The sequence below is a fragment of the Gorillibacterium massiliense genome (genome assembly GCF_000455485.1).
GTDB lineage: Bacteria > Bacillota > Bacilli > Paenibacillales > NBRC-103111 > Gorillibacterium > Gorillibacterium massiliense.
Genome location: NZ_CBQR020000086.1, coordinates 1 through 15478, shown reverse-complemented (window position 1 = coordinate 15478; position 15478 = coordinate 1). Strand labels below are relative to the sequence as shown.

The 15478-nt window shown below is 52.0% G+C and carries 15 protein-coding genes; 5 read left to right on the top strand and 10 right to left on the bottom strand.

Translation table 11 applies throughout. The annotated features are described in order from the left end of the window. On the top strand, positions 1 to 298 hold a 298-nt coding region (locus TJ79_RS10085; RefSeq protein ID WP_040950184.1), incomplete at its 5' end, for a non-canonical purine NTP pyrophosphatase. A 159-nt stretch (positions 299 to 457) separates the two neighbouring features. Then, on the top strand, positions 458 to 1042 hold the full coding sequence (locus TJ79_RS10080) for a helix-turn-helix domain-containing protein (protein ID WP_040950180.1): 585 nt from the start codon (positions 458 to 460) through the stop codon (positions 1040 to 1042). 137 nt (positions 1043 to 1179) lie between these two features. Here the strand turns inward: TJ79_RS10080 and asnB are convergent, their stop codons facing one another. After that, entirely contained in the window at positions 1180 to 3024 is a 1845-nt protein-coding gene (gene asnB / locus TJ79_RS10075; RefSeq protein WP_040950183.1) for an asparagine synthase (glutamine-hydrolyzing), read from the bottom strand. 189 nt (positions 3025 to 3213) lie between these two features. Here asnB and TJ79_RS10070 point away from each other — a divergent pair, with 189 nt between their 5' ends. Further along, on the top strand, positions 3214 to 4224 hold the full coding sequence (locus TJ79_RS10070) for an NAD-dependent epimerase/dehydratase family protein (protein ID WP_040950179.1): 1011 nt from the start codon (positions 3214 to 3216) through the stop codon (positions 4222 to 4224). A 78-nt stretch (positions 4225 to 4302) separates the two neighbouring features. Here the strand turns inward: TJ79_RS10070 and TJ79_RS10065 are convergent, their stop codons facing one another. Further along, complete coding sequence (locus tag TJ79_RS10065; protein WP_040950178.1) at positions 4303 to 4503, bottom strand: hypothetical protein; 201 nt, start codon at positions 4501 to 4503, stop codon at positions 4303 to 4305. 161 nt (positions 4504 to 4664) lie between these two features. Continuing rightward, positions 4665 to 5525 (bottom strand): helix-turn-helix domain-containing protein, encoded by an 861-nt coding sequence (locus tag TJ79_RS10060; protein ID WP_040950177.1) that lies wholly within the window; start codon positions 5523 to 5525, stop codon positions 4665 to 4667. Positions 5526 to 5670: 145 nt separating this feature from the next. On the opposite strand from TJ79_RS10060, the gene TJ79_RS10055 reads away from it, so the two are divergent. Together TJ79_RS10055 and TJ79_RS10050 are read left to right on the top strand one after the other, a co-directional pair. Further along, positions 5671 to 8712, top strand: a complete 3042-nt coding sequence (locus TJ79_RS10055) for a glycoside hydrolase family 2 TIM barrel-domain containing protein (protein ID WP_040950176.1) — start codon at positions 5671 to 5673, stop codon at positions 8710 to 8712. A 115-nt stretch (positions 8713 to 8827) separates the two neighbouring features. After that, complete coding sequence (locus TJ79_RS10050; protein ID WP_040950175.1) at positions 8828 to 9625, top strand: TetR/AcrR family transcriptional regulator; 798 nt, start codon at positions 8828 to 8830, stop codon at positions 9623 to 9625. Positions 9626 to 9697: 72 nt separating this feature from the next. On the opposite strand, the gene TJ79_RS10045 is transcribed toward TJ79_RS10050, so the two are convergent. The 7 genes from TJ79_RS10045 to TJ79_RS26635 form a co-directional block, all read right to left on the bottom strand. Beyond that, a complete protein-coding gene (locus TJ79_RS10045; RefSeq protein ID WP_040950174.1) occupies positions 9698 to 10489 on the bottom strand; it encodes an ABC transporter permease in 792 nt (263 codons plus the stop codon). Then, positions 10486 to 11394 (bottom strand): ABC transporter ATP-binding protein, encoded by a 909-nt coding sequence (locus TJ79_RS10040; RefSeq protein WP_040950173.1) that lies wholly within the window; start codon positions 11392 to 11394, stop codon positions 10486 to 10488. Before TJ79_RS10040 ends, TJ79_RS10045 begins: the two co-directional genes overlap by 4 nt. A gap of 185 nt (positions 11395 to 11579) precedes the next feature. Beyond that, a complete protein-coding gene (locus TJ79_RS10035; RefSeq protein ID WP_052339450.1) occupies positions 11580 to 12893 on the bottom strand; it encodes an MFS transporter in 1314 nt (437 codons plus the stop codon). 25 nt (positions 12894 to 12918) lie between these two features. After that, on the bottom strand, positions 12919 to 13239 hold the full coding sequence (locus tag TJ79_RS10030; protein ID WP_040950172.1) for a DsrE/DsrF/TusD sulfur relay family protein: 321 nt from the start codon (positions 13237 to 13239) through the stop codon (positions 12919 to 12921). Between the two features lie 21 nt (positions 13240 to 13260). Then, entirely contained in the window at positions 13261 to 13905 is a 645-nt protein-coding gene (locus TJ79_RS10025) for an ArsR/SmtB family transcription factor (RefSeq protein WP_238322928.1), read from the bottom strand. A 181-nt stretch (positions 13906 to 14086) separates the two neighbouring features. Continuing rightward, entirely contained in the window at positions 14087 to 14659 is a 573-nt protein-coding gene (locus TJ79_RS10020; RefSeq protein WP_040950170.1) for a hypothetical protein, read from the bottom strand. A gap of 47 nt (positions 14660 to 14706) precedes the next feature. Further along, positions 14707 to 15291: a DUF3862 domain-containing protein gene (locus TJ79_RS26635; RefSeq protein ID WP_238322927.1), complete on the bottom strand. Its 585-nt coding sequence runs from the start codon at positions 15289 to 15291 to the stop codon at positions 14707 to 14709. Positions 15292 to 15478 lie beyond the last annotated feature (187 nt).

Here is a 15478-nt window from a genome sequence, read left to right as displayed (position 1 = left end):
GCGGCGCATGGAAGCTACGAGCGGCAGTGGCGGCGAAGCGGTTGATGTATTCAGCCCGGCGGAATTCGTATGCAACCTGACCCTGTATGTTCCCGGGACGGGGCATATCGTGCAAGTGGAGGGAACGTGCCCGGGCTATATCGCTTCTCACCCCCGGGGGGATGGCGGATTCGGCTACGACCCGCTATTCTATCTGCCTGAATTCGGCCGCACGATGGCAGAGCTGTCCATGGAAGAGAAGAACCGCATCAGCCATCGGGCCAAGGCGATGGGCATGCTGCTGGAAGCAATGGAATAGGTTCAGTCCGCTCGGAGCAACTATTTTTCATAGTTAACGAGAGTCTCTCGGTGTGCAAACCGCGCCGAGAGATATTTTTTTCCAAGATAAGGTTGACGAAATATGGAAAAGCGAATATATTATCATTATCGATAATGATAATGGCTTGGGGGTTTTTACATGACACGATCCAGAGCAGACGCCCTTCTTCATCCCGTCCGGATGAAAATCATTCAAGCGTTCATTACCGGAGGCATGCAGACGCCCTTGCAGCTTGCGGAATTTATGGGGAATATTCCTCAAGCCACGATGTACCGGCATTTGAACCAGTTGGTGAATGCAGGGATTCTGGAAGTGGTGGCAGAGCGGAAAAACCGGGGAACCATTGAAAAGGTTTATACTTTAGCGCCAAACGGTTCGGATCTGCAAGTAAATGATTATACCGAAACTTCCGCTGACGTCCATATGGAAATGTTTCAGAAGTTCGTCGGGCTGTTGATTGGCGACTTCGGCTCTTATCTTGATCAGGAGCATTACCATCTGCTGCAGGATGGCGTTAGTTTTCGCCAAGTTCAATTAAACCTGAACGATGAGGAATACAGCGATTTGCTGCAGACGATTCGCGAGCAGATGCAAAAATATGCCGGTAATCAACCAGGGGACGGGCGGCGGCTGAGAAAGATATCAACGATTGTCACACCGGAAGCGGATATGCCGCCCGTTTCCTCCAGTGAAATGGAGAAGGGAAGCGGACAGCATGAATGAAGGATGGAGTAAGGGGTGAATGTAGCAGGGAATGAGGGTCGAGCCCTTGATCAGGATCTTTTTAGTCAAGCGGCCAAACGCGGGCTGCCGAAAAAAATCCCCGGCAAATAGCCTGCCGGGGATTTTGCATTTACCGCTTATTTGACCGCCACTTTATACATCCGCAGCCAGGTATCCACCTGGGCCAAGTAAGCGAACAATTGCGGGCCGGACATCAACTGGCCGAACCAGGGAACGATGCGGTCATCGACTGACGATTCTGCCAGTTTGCATACATAGGCAGTGTCGATCAAGGGCAAGAGGGGCGACGAGGAATCGTCGAGAATGTCCAGCACCCATTTTTTAACCGATGCCGTATAGGAAGGATTATGGGTTTTGGGATAAGGACTCTTCTTGCGGGTCAGAACATCTTCCGGCAGTACGCCTTTCAGCGCCTTGCGTAAAATGCCTTTTTCCCGGTCGCCTGCCGTTTTGATCTCCCATGGTATGTTCCAGACGTACTCCACCAACCGGTGGTCGCAAAAGGGCACCCGCACCTCCAACCCTACCGCCATGCTCATCCGGTCTTTGCGGTCCAAGAGCGTTGGCATGAAACGGGTGATGTTCAGATAGGAGATTTCCCGCATCCTCCGTTCATCGGCGTTTTCTCCCGCCAAGTGCGGCACTTCCGCCAACGCCTGGGCATAGCGTTCTGCGGCATACTGTTCCGGTTGGATCAAATCGCGGATTTCGGGATGGAGTACATCGACGCGGGTTTGCATTTTCAGCGACCAAGGGAAGGTGTTGGCGGTAAGGGATTCTTCCCGGTGGAACCAGGGGTATCCACCAAAAATTTCGTCGGCTGCCTCGCCCGATACCGCCACTGTCGCCAGTTTCTTGATCTCTTTACAAAAGAGATAGAGGGAGGCGTCCACATCGGCCATTCCCGGCAGATCCCGGGCCAGCACTGCTTCCGTCAGCGCTTCGGTCAGTTCCGGGGTATCGAATTGAACGGCGTGATGCACCGTATCCAGATAATCACTCATCCGCTTGATCCAAGGGGCGTCGGCGTTGGGCTGGAAGGCGCTGGCGGTAAAATGTTTGTCGTTATCCACATAGTCCACTGAAAAAGTCGGCACCCTGCCCTGCCCTTCCCGGTTATAATAAGCAGCGGCGAGAGCGGTGAGAGCGCTGGAATCGAGGCCGCCGGAGAGCAGGGTGCATACGGGTACATCGGAGACGAGCTGACGCTCTACCGTATCCCGGAGCAAGTCCTGCAGGTGTGCGGCGGTTTGGTCCACGCTGTGCTCATGGGGCTTGCTGATAAGCCGCCAATAGGCGTCTTTGCGGATGCCGTTCCGGTCGGCGACAAGGAAGTGGCCGGGCTTCAGCTCTTCCAGGTTGCGGTAAACCCCGTGACCGGGAGTCCGGGCGGGTCCCAGGGCGAAGATCTCTGCCAGTCCTTCGCGGTCGATTTCCGCCGGGAAGTCGGGGTGGGCGAGAATTGCTTTCGGCTCGGAGCCGAAGAGGAAAACCCCCTTATAAAATGAATAAAAGAGCGGCTTTACTCCCAGCCGATCCCTCGCCAGAAACAGATTCTCTTCATTTTCATCCCAAATAGCGAAAGCGAAGATGCCGTTCAACCGGTCCAGGCAGCCCCTTCCCCACTCCACAAAAGAGATCAGCAGCACTTCCGTATCGCAATGGGTGCGGAAGCGATGTCCTCTGTCCTCCAGTTCCTTGCGCAGCTCCAGGGCGTTGTACAGCTCGCCGTTATAAACGATAGTATAATGATAATCTCCGTATATTCGGGTCATCGGCTGCGCGCCGTTTTCCGGGTCGATGACGCTGAGCCGTCGGTGGCCCAAAGCGCAATGGGCGGTAATCCACGTCCCGGAAGCATCGGGGCCGCGGGCCGCCAGCGTTTCCGTCATATTGAGCAAGGTCTCTGAGTGCTGAGTCAAGTTTTTTTGATAGTCCAGCCAGCCGGTAATTCCACACATAATCTCTCCATCCTTTCTGCCGATGCAGCCGAAGGACGGGCAATCGACGGCATAGGCGTTTTTATTGGTAAGGTATGCGGAATGCTGGGGAAACATGTCTGTCCGCTCTGCGGCGGCTTTACTTTCCTTCCGCTCATGTTATTAAATGGAAGGGAGATTTCATGCAGGGAAGTTGAGAGGAGGAGTAGGATGAAACTGCTTCTATTGGGCGGAACGGCTTTTCTCGGGCGGCATTTGACGGAGGCTGCTTTACAGCGGGGGTACGAAGTGACGTTGTTTACGAGGGGGAAAAGCAACCCCGATCTGTACCCGCAAGCGGAAAAGATAACCGGCGACCGGGACGGAGGTCTCGAGGGGCTCAGGGGACGCAAGTGGGATGCCGTCATCGACACATCCGGCTACGTTCCGCGGGTCGTGAAAGAGTCCGCCGAGCTTTTGGCGTGTCAGGTCGAACGCTATGTTTTCGTCTCTTCCGTGTCGGCGTATGCGGACTTGAGCCTGCCGGGCGTCGCGGAGGGTGCTCCCTTGCAGCATCTGGATGAGGTGGGCTCGGAGGATGTGGGGAAGCACTACGGCGCCTTGAAGGCTCTTTGCGAGCAAGAGGTCTTAGCGGCTTTTCCCGGCGACGCGCTGATCATTCGGCCTGGTCTGATCGTCGGGCCTTACGATCCGACTGACCGCTTTACCTACTGGCCACGGCGTATCCGCAAAGGGGGAGAGTTTCTGGCCCCGGGCCGTCCCGACGCGCCGGTGCAATTCATCGACGCCAGGGATTTAGCGGAATGGATGTTGGACCTGACGGCGCAGCAGAAAACGGGCGTATACAATGCTGTCGGCCCGGAGCAGCCGCTTACCATGCGGACTTTTTTAGAGACTGCCCGCGAGGAATTGAATCCGGACGCTCCCCTTGCCTGGGTGGAGGATGAGGCATTCTTGCTGGAAAAGGGGCTTGGTCCCTGGCAGGAGATGCCGCTTTGGATTCCCGCGGAAGAAATAACGGCGGATGCCCTTGGCATGCAGGCCGTAAATGGCGAAAAGGCGCGGAGTGACGGACTCGTCTTCCGGCCGCTGGCCGAGACGTTGCGGGATACGCTAAACTGGGACTTGTCCCGGCCAGTGGGAACTCCCCGCAAAGCGGGGCTCTCCGAGGTGAAGGAAGCCGAGCTGCTCATGGCATGGCGCAGATCAGCGAATGTATGATTTATCTTTCTTCTAAAGTAAAAAGGCTCCTCTCCGTGCAACCGGAGGGGAGCCTTTCATTTGTACAGGATGGCGGAACTACGCGATTTGGAAGCTGCACTCGCTGCGTTTATAACAGGAGCCGCTGACGCAGACGGTATCCTCGTCATATTTTTCGATAATGCCGGGATATAAAAGAATGACGTTATTAGTGCGCTGAACGACCAAAATTCTTCGCCGGAGCAAGGCTGCCGCGAACAATTCGATATCGGTTACGAGCGGCTTTGCGGTATTGGACATGGGAGTTCTCCCCCTCTTGCATGGAATGGCTGTTTAAATCTTATTCATTGTAGATTCTCTTTATCTCTTTTGACTGAGGCAAAAGTCACATCAACAAAAAAATAGGTGATGATTTCTACGTTAGAGATTACCACGGTTGATTGTTTTGCGCAAACGAATTGCTAGAGCTTGCCATTCTGCGCATCGGTTATCTTTTTACTCCGGTACTGGCTTGGGGTGATGCCATATTCTCGGCGGAACATACGGGAGAAATAGACCGGTTCCATGCCGACCTGGCGGGCAACTTGCTGCACGGGGAGATTGGGGCGCTCCTCCAGAAGAACGGCGGCGCTATCAAGACGCATTTGTTTTAAATATTGCAGCGGAGTAGTCCCGAAAGCGTGGAGAAAAAGACGGGTCATCTGTTTTTGCGAGTAGCCGATTTGCTCGGACAAATCTGCGATGGTCAATTGGCGGAAAAGGTGGTCCTGCATAAACCGGGTAGCCCGCTGCACGATGGAACTGCGGTATTCCGATGCGTCACCGTCCCTTTGGATGGCGTTATTTTCCTTTGAAAAAGACAACCGGCGAAGTTCGGCCAGGAACACGTAAAGCTGCCCGGAAGCCGTCCACAGGTCATGATTCGGCCCAGAGATGGACCAAATTTGTTCAATATATTCAAATAGGCGGGCGGTGCTCTCCACTTCGAGCAAAAAAGGTTGATGAGAGAAGCCCCAGCATTCCCCGTTCCCCTTGAAGGAGACAAAGCCGACCATCCAAGGTTCGTCGCCTATCGGTTCATACTCGTGGGCAATGCCTTCCGGGATGTACAGCACCTGATCTGATGTGATGATGTCCCATTTCTCCTGCCCGAAGTGGCGGAATCTCCCGGAGCCGGATGAGGTGACCAAAAGCTGCATGGCCGAGAAACCGGTGAGCCGCGTCATCGGTGGTTGCTTTTCTGTTCCTACGGTGTATACAGTTAAAGGCAAACCTTGATACCCGCCTTGATCCAGATTGGTTCGGAGTGCAAGCAGCTTCATGTGGAGGAGCTCCTCGTTATTCTTGTTTATCATTTTCCAACGATGTCTATTTTGTACTAGAGCATGTCGCTTTCGGAATCTGTTCCCGACCAGTATAGCACGATTATAATGAGTGCGTGTACAAAAGGGCAAAGGAGAGGGTTGGATGATTTCGGTTCCGAAGCTTTGGGAGAATCCCGGGATTCTGCACGAAAACCGGGAACCGGCGCGGGCGTATTATGTGCCTTACGGAGATGCCGCTGCGGCTAGCGAAGGAAAACGCGGGCGGTCCCCTTATTATCAAACGTTGAACGGCAGTTGGAGCTTTCGCTACCATGCCAGTGTAAAAGAGGTGGAGGACGGATTTTACCGGGAAGGGAAAGACCTGTCCGACTGGGACAAACTACTCGTTCCATCCTGTTGGCAGACAAGCGGCTACGACCAATTGCATTATACGAACGTCAATTATCCGATTCCTTGCGATCCTCCCTATGTGCCGGATGCTAATCCTGCCGGGGTGTATGTAAGAGAGTTCGAAATGGCGGAGATGTGGGAAGGCAAAGAGAAGTATATCGTTTTTGAAGGCGTCAACTCTTGCTTCTACCTGTGGGTAAACGGACACTACGTAGGCTACAGTCAAGGAAGCCGGGTACCGGCTGAGTTCAATATTTCGGATTATGTGCGTTCCGGCAAAAACCGCATCGCGGTCATGGTGCTGAAATGGTGCGACGGTACCTATCTGGAAGATCAGGACCTGTGGCGGTACACGGGAATTTTCCGGGACGTCTATTTACTGGCAAGGGATCAATCGCATGTCCGCGACGTGTTCATCAAGCAGGAGTTTAAGGATGGGTTCGATCGGGCGGAGTTGCTGGTGGAAGTGGAATCGTTTGGAACGGTCGATATCCAGTTGGAGCTTCAGGATACGGCGGGACATATCGTGGATAGCGGTGCAGCGCATGTCGACGGTAAAGGCAGCATTCGGCTCGCCATTGATCGGCCAGATCTATGGAATGCGGAAACGCCCGTACTTTATCGGTTGCTAGTCACTTGTGGGGATGAGCACTTTGTCTTTCCGGTAGGGTTCCGGCAGATCAAGGTAGAGGGCGGCGTTTTTAAGATTAACGGGCAGCCCGTGAAATTGAAAGGCGTCAACCGGCATGACTCGCACCCGGAGATGGGGCAGACCATTCCCCTTCAGCATATGATCGACGATTTAAAGTTGATGAAAGCTCACAACATCAATACGTTCCGCACCTCCCATTACCCGAACGACCCGCGTTTTCTCGGCTTGTGCGACGAGTTCGGGTTTTATGTGATCGATGAGGCGGACCTGGAATGCCACGGCATGGGCTCCGCATTGGGTTGGGCGGAAGGGGCGCTGCATCGGTTGACGAAGCATCCAGAGTGGCGCGAAGCTTTTCTTGACCGGGCGGTTCGCATGGTGGAGCGGGATAAAAATCATCCCGCCGTCATTATGTGGTCGATGGGCAACGAATCCGGCTACGACGTCAATCATATCGCCATGCAGGAGTGGACCCGCTCGAGAGACACCTCCCGATTGGTGCACAATGAAGGCGGTACGCCTAGCTATAAAGGCAACCCTAATGTGGAGAGCCTGGATTTGGAGAGCCGCATGTACGCTTCCGTCCCTTATTTGGAAGAATACGCCGCCGATCCGGGGCAGACGAAGCCGCTGTTTCTATGCGAGTACAGCCATGCCATGGGCAACGGGCCGGGAGATCTGCAGGATTACTGGGATGTCATCTACCGTTATCCGAAACTGATGGGAGGCTGCGTATGGGAATGGTGCGATCACGGCATATTGACCCGTACCGCCGACGGGACTCCTTATTACGCATACGGCGGCGATTTCGGCGACAAGCCCAATGATGGAAACTTTTGTATCGACGGCCTGGTTACGCCGGACCGGAAGCCCCATACGGGCTTGCTGGAATTGAAACAGGTCATCGCGCCGATCCGGGTGGATGCAGAGAATTTGGAGAAAGGGCAGCTCCGCCTGACCAACCTCTACGATTTCAGCAGCCTCTCTCACGTCTATCTGATTTGGAAAATAGAAGAAAGTGGGCAGCTTGCGAAGCAGGGGCAGGTTTGGGAGCTTACGGCGGCGCCCCACGGTTCATTGAGCCTTCAACTGCCATATGATGCGGTGAAATGCCGCAAATCGCCTGTTCTCACTTTGTCTTTCCGCACGAAAGAGGAAACCCGCTGGGCACCTCAGGGCCATGAGCTGGCTTTTGCCCAGTTTGAATTGCCGAGTGCGATATCGGCCGTGCCTGCTGAGTCTGCTGCTATTCCGGCGGTTGGGCGGCCTCTGTCCGTTAGCCAGGACGGTACGCAGCTCATCTTGGACGGTTTCGATTTCCGCTATGTCTTTGACTTGTATGACGGCACTATTGTCAGCATCGCCAAAAACGGAGTGGAAATGCTGGCCGTTCCTGCCGCCTTCTCGATTTGGCGCGCTCCTACAGATAATGATATGTATGTGAAAAAGATGTGGCAGGAAGCGGGTTTCGACCGCATCGGGATGAAGAACTACGCATGCAACTGGAAGCAGAAGGAAAACGACAGCGTCGAGATCAAGGTACAGTTCTCTCTTGGCGGTCATATCAACGATCCGCTGCTGCACGGAGAAACCGTATGGAGCGTGGACAGCGCCGGTGTCATCGGCCATAAAACCGACGCCAAGCCCCGTCAGGGACTTCCGTACTTGCCGCGGTTCGGCCTCGTTCTCACGATGCCTCCGGGCACCGAAGAAGTCGAATATTATGGGTACGGCCCCCATGAAAGTTACGTCGACAAGCGGCGGAGCGTACGTAAGGGACGCTATCTTTTGCAGGTGGATGAGATGTTTGAGGACTATATCATGCCTCAGGAGAACGGCTCCCGCTACGGAACCGAATGGGCAATTATCTCGAATAAGTTGGGGATGGGGCTCGCCTTCCGCGCTCCCCAAAGCTTTAGCTTCAGCGCTTCCCATTACTCGGTTGAAGAGCTGACCCGGGCAACCCACTCACATGAACTGGCAAAAGCGAGAGAAACCTTCGTCCATCTGGATTACAAAATGAGCGGCGTCGGCTCCAACTCCTGCGGTCCGGAACTGATAGAAAAGTACCGTTTTAACGAAAGCGAGTTTTCTTTTGAAATGAGCATAAAGCCGATTTTTAAAGAGGACGAATTTTTCTAATAGAGGGCTATCGCGGCCATCCGTCTTTCGCCATGCATTGTATATAATACTGTATATGGTGTAAACTATTTATAAGGTTATAGATGCATGCAAGGATGCGATGGGGGACTTTAGAATGCAGGATAACGGTCTTACGGAAGAGGATGTTTTTGCACGACTGCCGAATGGAGTTGCGCTGAGCTGGGGGCTGGCCAAAAAAGCGAAGAGAGGACCCAAGGGGGAACTGAGCATTCCGCAAATCGTCGAGGCTGCGGTGAAAATCGCCGATGAGGAAGGGCTGGCGGCGGTTTCTATGAACCGGGTTGCCTCTTCCCTCGGTTTTACAACGATGTCGCTCTACCGTTACATTTCCAGCAAAGACGATCTGCTCCTGCTCATGCAGGATGCCGTCTGCTTCATTCCCATTCCCCCGCTGGAGGCGGAAACTGGCTGGCGCGAAAGCTTTCGCGAGTATGTGCGGGCTTGCATCGGGGTGTTTCGGGATCATCCTTGGTTTAGCGAGATTCCCATAACCGGTGTTCCTCTCGGTCCGAACAATATGCAGGTCATCGATTGGGTGATGCGGACGATGCGGGATTTTCCCCTCAGCGATTATGAGAAGCTGAGCTTTGTCCTTCTGCTTAGCGGATATGCCCGTTCCACTGGAATCATGCAGCGGGATTTCGACAAAGCCATGATGGCCGGGACGACCCCCGAAGAGATAAAAGGACTGGATTACAGCGAAGCCATCAAACGGCTGGTGACGAAGGAACGGTTTCCGTATCTGAGTCCTATCGTCATGTCGGGGACCTACACGGGGGAAAACGATCCGGAGAATGAGGAACAGTACGGCAACGATATTGATTTTGGTTTGGAACGGATTTTGGACGGCATCGAGCACTATTTGCACCAGAAGCAGTCTGCAGCAAAATAACGAAAACACAGCTCAAGCGGATATGCTTGGGCTGTGTTTTTTTAGACATATGGGAAGGGGGAGCGGATGCGGTTAACGGCGCGCCGCTTTCCGGTTGAAAGTCCAAGTGCCCCAAATGAGGGAAATCAAGATGATCACCAGGCACCATATGATGGCGGCACCGGCGTGTGCATAGACAGGATTACCTAAGAGCAGTCCGCGGATAGTTTCGATGACAGGCGTCATCGGCTGATGACGAGCGACGCCTTGCAGCCAGTGCGGCATCGTTTCGATGGGCACGAAGGCGCTGGAGAGATACGGCAGGAAGAGCAAAATGAAGCCGTAACTGCTCGCAGCGGCAGGACTTCCGGCCACAAGTCCGATAGCGGCGAAAAGCCAGGTGATAGCCAGGATGAACAGGAGGATGATGCCTACCGCCGCGATCCATTCCACGGCACTGGCGGCGGGGCGAAACCCCACGAGGAGGGCGACGCCGATGACGACGCCGGTAGCCAGTGAATTGCGGGCCAGACTGGCGACAACATGGCCGGTAATGACGAACATAGAGCGGATGGGCATGGTGCGGAACTGGTCGATAATGCCGCCGGTCATGTCCTGGCATACATCCGCTGCCGTTGAGGCCGAACCGAAGCCGGCGCAGAGGAGGATGATGCCCGGCACGACATATTGGACATAGTGGCCGCTCTCGTCGAAGGCGCCGCCGAAAACGTAGGTGAACAGCAGCATGAGCATGACCGGAAGCATCATAGTCATGATCATGGCCTCTGCATTGCGCAGGCTGTGGCGGATGCTGCGGCCGATGAAGACAGCACCCGTCGCGGCGAAGGAGATTTTGCGTTCGGTGGGGGCTATTAATGCTTTCATAAGGAAACTCCTTCTTTCTCGGTCATGGTTTGTGCGGATGTTGCAGTCAGGGAGATGAAGACGTCGTCCATGCTGGGCTTGGTGATGGCGATGCGGATGGTCGGAGGGACAGTGGGTAGAAGCTCTCCAAGGGTACGGTGTATATCTTCGATGGAGCCGTCGGTTGGAACGCTTCGGATGAGTTCATCTTCCTCATTTCGCAGTTCGATGCGCTCGAGGCCGACCCGCGCCTTCAATTCGGCTGCGGTTCCTAGAGCGACGATCCTGCCGCCTGCCAGGACCGCGATGGTGTCAGCCAACTGCTCGGCTTCTTCCAAATACTGCGTCGTGAGAAAAATCGTCACGCCCCGCCGCTTCAAATCCAGCACCGCGTTCCACAAGGTACGCCGGCTGATGGTATCCAGTCCTGTTGTGGGTTCGTCGAGGAACAGGATCGGCCGCTCAACTACCAGGCTGACAGCAAGATCCAGACGACGCCGCATGCCGCCGGAGTAGGTTTTGACGAGCTTTTTGGCGTTTGTCTCCAAGTCGAACTGTTTCAGCAGCTCTCTCGTACGGCTGACAGCCTCCTCCTTGGTCAAACCGCACAGTCTGGAAATCATCCGCAGATTTTCCTCAGCGGTCAACCCTTCATCGACGGCGGCAAATTGCCCCGTAAGACTGATGGAGCGTTTGACCGCGTTTTTTTCGGAGCGGACATCATATCCTGCAACTCTTGCCGTACCGGCATCTGGTGCTGTGAGTGTCGAGAGGATGTTGATGAGCGTCGTTTTCCCCGCTCCGTTCGGTCCAAGCAGGGCAAAGACAGTGCAAGCGGGCACCGATAGATCAATGCCGTCCAGAACGGTCTTGCCGCCGAAGCCTTTCCGCAAACCGGAAATGTCGATAACGCTAGTCGGTTTCATGGAACTCTCCTTTTCGTGTATTATATACACAGTTTATTTTATAAACAGTATATATCGCACACATATTTATAGCAAGGTACCTGATGAAAAAAAGGTTAGCTCGTCGTTGTCTGAACATTTTCAAAAAAATAAAAAAGAGCAGGAGTTAACTCGCTGCTCTGGCTTTCGATTATGTTCGTTTCAGCTCATTGGCTTAGTGTATGTTCAACTGGCTTTGGTTGTCGCATTGACCAGATCACTACGGGAATAAGGAATAATGATAAAATGCCGCCTGCCAGTGACAGGATTGAATAGCTGGAGTTCGCGACAACGATCCCCGAAAGCGCCCCGCCGGATGCTCCGGCTAGTGCAATTAAGACATCTATTGTTCCCTGAGTTTTTGCACGTGAAGAGGGAGACGATGCATCTACGATAAGAGTAGTTCCACTGATCAATCCAAAATTCCAGCCAAGTCCCAGCAATGCTAACGCGATTGTTAAGCCCAACATGGAGGTCCCGGGTACTACTGCCGAAATAACACCTGCAAGGAGAAGAGTAGCGCCGGAAGCAATGGACATTGCCATTCGCCCCACTTTGTCTACCAAAACTCCGGTAATAAGGGAGGGGAGGTACATTGCACCGATATGAACACCAATAACTAAACCGACGCTGGATAAACCGTGCCCATGATGTTTCATATGGATTGGGGTCATGGTCATAATCGCGAGCATAACGATTTGAGTTAAGATCATGATGGTTGCTCCCACTATGATCCACCGAATATTTGTGGCTATTTCATGTACCGGATGATCGGGCAAATCCGTCTTCCGAGCTTCAGCGGCAATCGCTTTCGCAACAATAAAAGGATCGGGTCGAAGGAATGCCAGAAGCACAAGCCCTGCAAGAATATAGGCTGCCGCTGCAAGAAGGAAAGGGCCGGCCAGAGCCGGAATGCCAATGGACAAAGCGAACCTGCCCAAAGGAGCAACCAGGTTCGGGCCTGCTACCGCACCGACTGTAGTTGAAACCATGGCAATACTGATAGCTCTTGCTCTTTCCGTTGTTTTTGCAATATCCGTACCCGCATATCGTGCTTGTAAGTTGGTAGCAGTACCAGCGCCATAGATAAGTAGTGAAAGAAATAAAAGTGAAATTTGATCGGTAACCGCAGCAATGACTACTCCAATAGCTCCAATACCGCCTGTTAAAAATCCTGCCGCTAATCCCAAACGCCTTCCAAAACGTTGTGAAAGTCGTCCAACGAGCAGTGCCGCTGCTGCGGATCCAAGAGTGAACAAAGCAGAAGGGAGGCCGACAAGACTGTCCGATCCTAACATATCCTGTGCAAGGAGAGCACCGACCGTAACACCTGCCGCTAATCCCGCGCCTCCGAATATTTGTGAAAGAACGACAAAGAACAGCGTTCGTTTATATAAGTGGCCAAGAGCCTCGGGAGAATCAACATAGGAACTTATATCCGTTATACGACTTTTGATTCCACCCTTGGATTCACGAGTCATCGTACATTACCACCTTCCTTCATCGTTAAAAAGTTATCACCTTATCCGCCCACTCCACGATTTCCACGCAATCGTTCATTGTGGAAATGGGGCACGAAGTTTGCTCGTCCAACATTCTGGACTTTAAGCAGGTACCGCAAGCATATAGGACTCCATTAAGATCAGAGTACTTTTTGAGCTCATCTACCACGTTATATTTTGGAGCATTAATCGATTCGCACTCAACAGCTTCACCCATGAGAAATAGCTTCACTTCATGCTGACGCTTTAATGAAGTATTGGCGAATCTGAAAGCATTCCAAGCTTTTTCGGGTTCTTTGGTTTCTAAAATGATGCCTAGTTTCATTACACGGTACCTCCGCCGCGATTATTGAAGATGCTCTGTAAATTGCCGCCATTCGTGAACACCTTCGTTTAAACGGTGAGCATTTATGCCTCTCGTTTTCATGATCTCAACAGCTTCGGAAGACATCAGGCAATAAGGGCCGCGGCAATAGGCGACGATATCTTTGCCGGTCGGCAGCGAAGAGAGATGCTTTTCCAATTCTTCAATGGGAATCGAGATTGCGCCTGGGATATGATCCGTTTCGTATTCATCCTTTGGTCTAACATCCAAAAGAATGACCTCTCCACGTTCCATACGTTCCAATAAAACATCCAGCTGGATGGGTTCGGCACTTCCGTTATGCTGAAGAAATTCTGCCTTAATTCGCCTAATTTCGATTAATTGTTTCTCACAGACACTATGCAGAGAGAGCATAAAGTCAGAGATGGCCGGGTCGGCAAGCTCGTAGATGACAAAGGTGCCTTTCTTAGTAAAACGGACCAAACGCGCTTCAAGCAGCGTCTGCAAATGCTGGGACACGTTCGCTATGCTCATTTCGGTTGTTTTGGACAAAACATCAACGGATTTTGGCCCTTGTGACAGCAGATCAAGGATTTCCAACCGTTTAGGACTGGAAAGACTTTTTCCAACACGGGCAAACTCTAGATACAGTTGATCTTTCCACATTCGTTCTGTGCTCATCTCATTGTCACCTCGTTTAATCAATAATTCAATTAATCAATTGAATAACGTTATTCTAGTTCCACTATGTTCTATTGTCAATCCAAAAGAATCTCAGCGGTTTATTGGTTCAACAAAAAGCCGTTTATCCCAGATGGGCTAGACGGCTTCGCTTAGGTTATGTTTATTATGATTTGAACTGTTTTCTCGCCAGATCATACGTTTCCTTGGTCATTTCTACATCCGGAAATAGCGTGATCATGTATTTGCCGTCGGAAGTGATTACGATGGCCTCTTTGCCTTCGGAATTGGAAATTAAGATGGCACGGCCGTCTAGTGTTCCGTCGCCCGTATAGCGGATATTGCCCTTGACTTCGGGGGACGGCATTTTTTCGCTTTCATCCGCTACTGACCCGTCCGATAGCTGAAAGAGAGGCTTCATCTCGTCAACCACCTGCTCTTCCACAAACTTGGCTCGTGCTTCTGTATCCGAGCTGTTTATGTAGATGTTGAAGTAATCCAGCGCAACCTGTTCGTCTTTCGTCAGTTTTTTCTTCTTTTCCGGTGCTTTTGTTGCTTTTGGTGTTGTCGTGGCTGAGCTGCTGTCCGTCGCGGTTACCGGCACTGCACTCGCTTTTTCCGTTGCCTGTGTCTTTGCCGTAGCATTTGTTGCTTCTTTTTTGCTGCTGTCCCCGCATCCCGCTACCACCATCGTGAGGCAGATTGCGAGTGCCCCTAACAAGAATCCTTTTCCTTTCATTTTCCCTTCGCTCCCCTAAATCAAAATTTCATTGAACGAGTATAACCTTACTCCAAACCGAATTGTGCTTTCATTTGGAGTTTTCCACTCTGGAACATAAAATTGGCATTTGCCCCAATAGAACCTTTCCCCTCATACATGTACATGACGGTGTAGAGATCATCACCCTTTTGCCCGACTTCCGACAATATCTCACCCGGCCCACCAATTATTTTCGATACCTCTTCATAGGACATACCATTCTCGATTTTATCAAATTCAGCCTTCGTGATCTCAGGATCGTTTTTGGCTTCCTTCTCAGGCTCTTTTGTGGCAGCTGGTGCCTTGGTAGGAGAAGCTGTTGCTTTTACTGTTTGCGTTGGTTTAGCTGCTTTAGCCGGTTCACTTGCTTTTGCAGTTGGATCAACGGTTTTTGTAGCTGACGGCGAAGTGACTGGGGTCGACGTTACAGCAGCGTCTGCTGTCTTATCTTTGGAAGGCGTTGCGACCATAGAGACAATCATTAGAACAAGGCAGACGAGAGCTCCTACGAAAAAAGATCGGGCTTTTTTCTTTCTAAGCAACATGATTAACCCGATGACGAAAAGTAAAATCATTCCCACAATACTCAAAGCACCAATTGCAGCCCACATTCAAAATCCTCCCTAATTTTAGGAATTTAGACAAGATTACCAAGAGATGATACGTTAGTGGGAGGACTTAAGTTACAAAATTATACAAATAAATAACTTTGAACGAATTTTGGCCTACGATTATTGACGATTGAGATAACGGATGTACCCGAATAAATCGAAACAAAAAGGAGCAGGCGAGATGACT

Coding starts and splice junctions, on each gene's coding strand:
- TJ79_RS10080 (WP_040950180.1), top strand. CDS start 458: ATGACACGATCCAGAGCAGACGCCCTTCTTCATCCCGTCCGGATGAAA.
- asnB (WP_040950183.1), bottom strand. CDS start 3,024: ATGTGTGGAATTACCGGCTGGCTGGACTATCAAAAAAACTTGACTCAG.
- TJ79_RS10070 (WP_040950179.1), top strand. CDS start 3,214: ATGAAACTGCTTCTATTGGGCGGAACGGCTTTTCTCGGGCGGCATTTG.
- TJ79_RS10065 (WP_040950178.1), bottom strand. CDS start 4,503: ATGTCCAATACCGCAAAGCCGCTCGTAACCGATATCGAATTGTTCGCG.
- TJ79_RS10060 (WP_040950177.1), bottom strand. CDS start 5,525: ATGAAGCTGCTTGCACTCCGAACCAATCTGGATCAAGGCGGGTATCAA.
- TJ79_RS10055 (WP_040950176.1), top strand. CDS start 5,671: ATGATTTCGGTTCCGAAGCTTTGGGAGAATCCCGGGATTCTGCACGAA.
- TJ79_RS10050 (WP_040950175.1), top strand. CDS start 8,828: ATGCAGGATAACGGTCTTACGGAAGAGGATGTTTTTGCACGACTGCCG.
- TJ79_RS10045 (WP_040950174.1), bottom strand. CDS start 10,489: ATGAAAGCATTAATAGCCCCCACCGAACGCAAAATCTCCTTCGCCGCG.
- TJ79_RS10040 (WP_040950173.1), bottom strand. CDS start 11,394: ATGAAACCGACTAGCGTTATCGACATTTCCGGTTTGCGGAAAGGCTTC.
- TJ79_RS10035 (WP_052339450.1), bottom strand. CDS start 12,893: ATGACTCGTGAATCCAAGGGTGGAATCAAAAGTCGTATAACGGATATA.
- TJ79_RS10030 (WP_040950172.1), bottom strand. CDS start 13,239: ATGAAACTAGGCATCATTTTAGAAACCAAAGAACCCGAAAAAGCTTGG.
- TJ79_RS10025 (WP_238322928.1), bottom strand. CDS start 13,905: ATGTGGAAAGATCAACTGTATCTAGAGTTTGCCCGTGTTGGAAAAAGT.
- TJ79_RS10020 (WP_040950170.1), bottom strand. CDS start 14,659: ATGAAAGGAAAAGGATTCTTGTTAGGGGCACTCGCAATCTGCCTCACG.
- TJ79_RS26635 (WP_238322927.1), bottom strand. CDS start 15,291: ATGTGGGCTGCAATTGGTGCTTTGAGTATTGTGGGAATGATTTTACTT.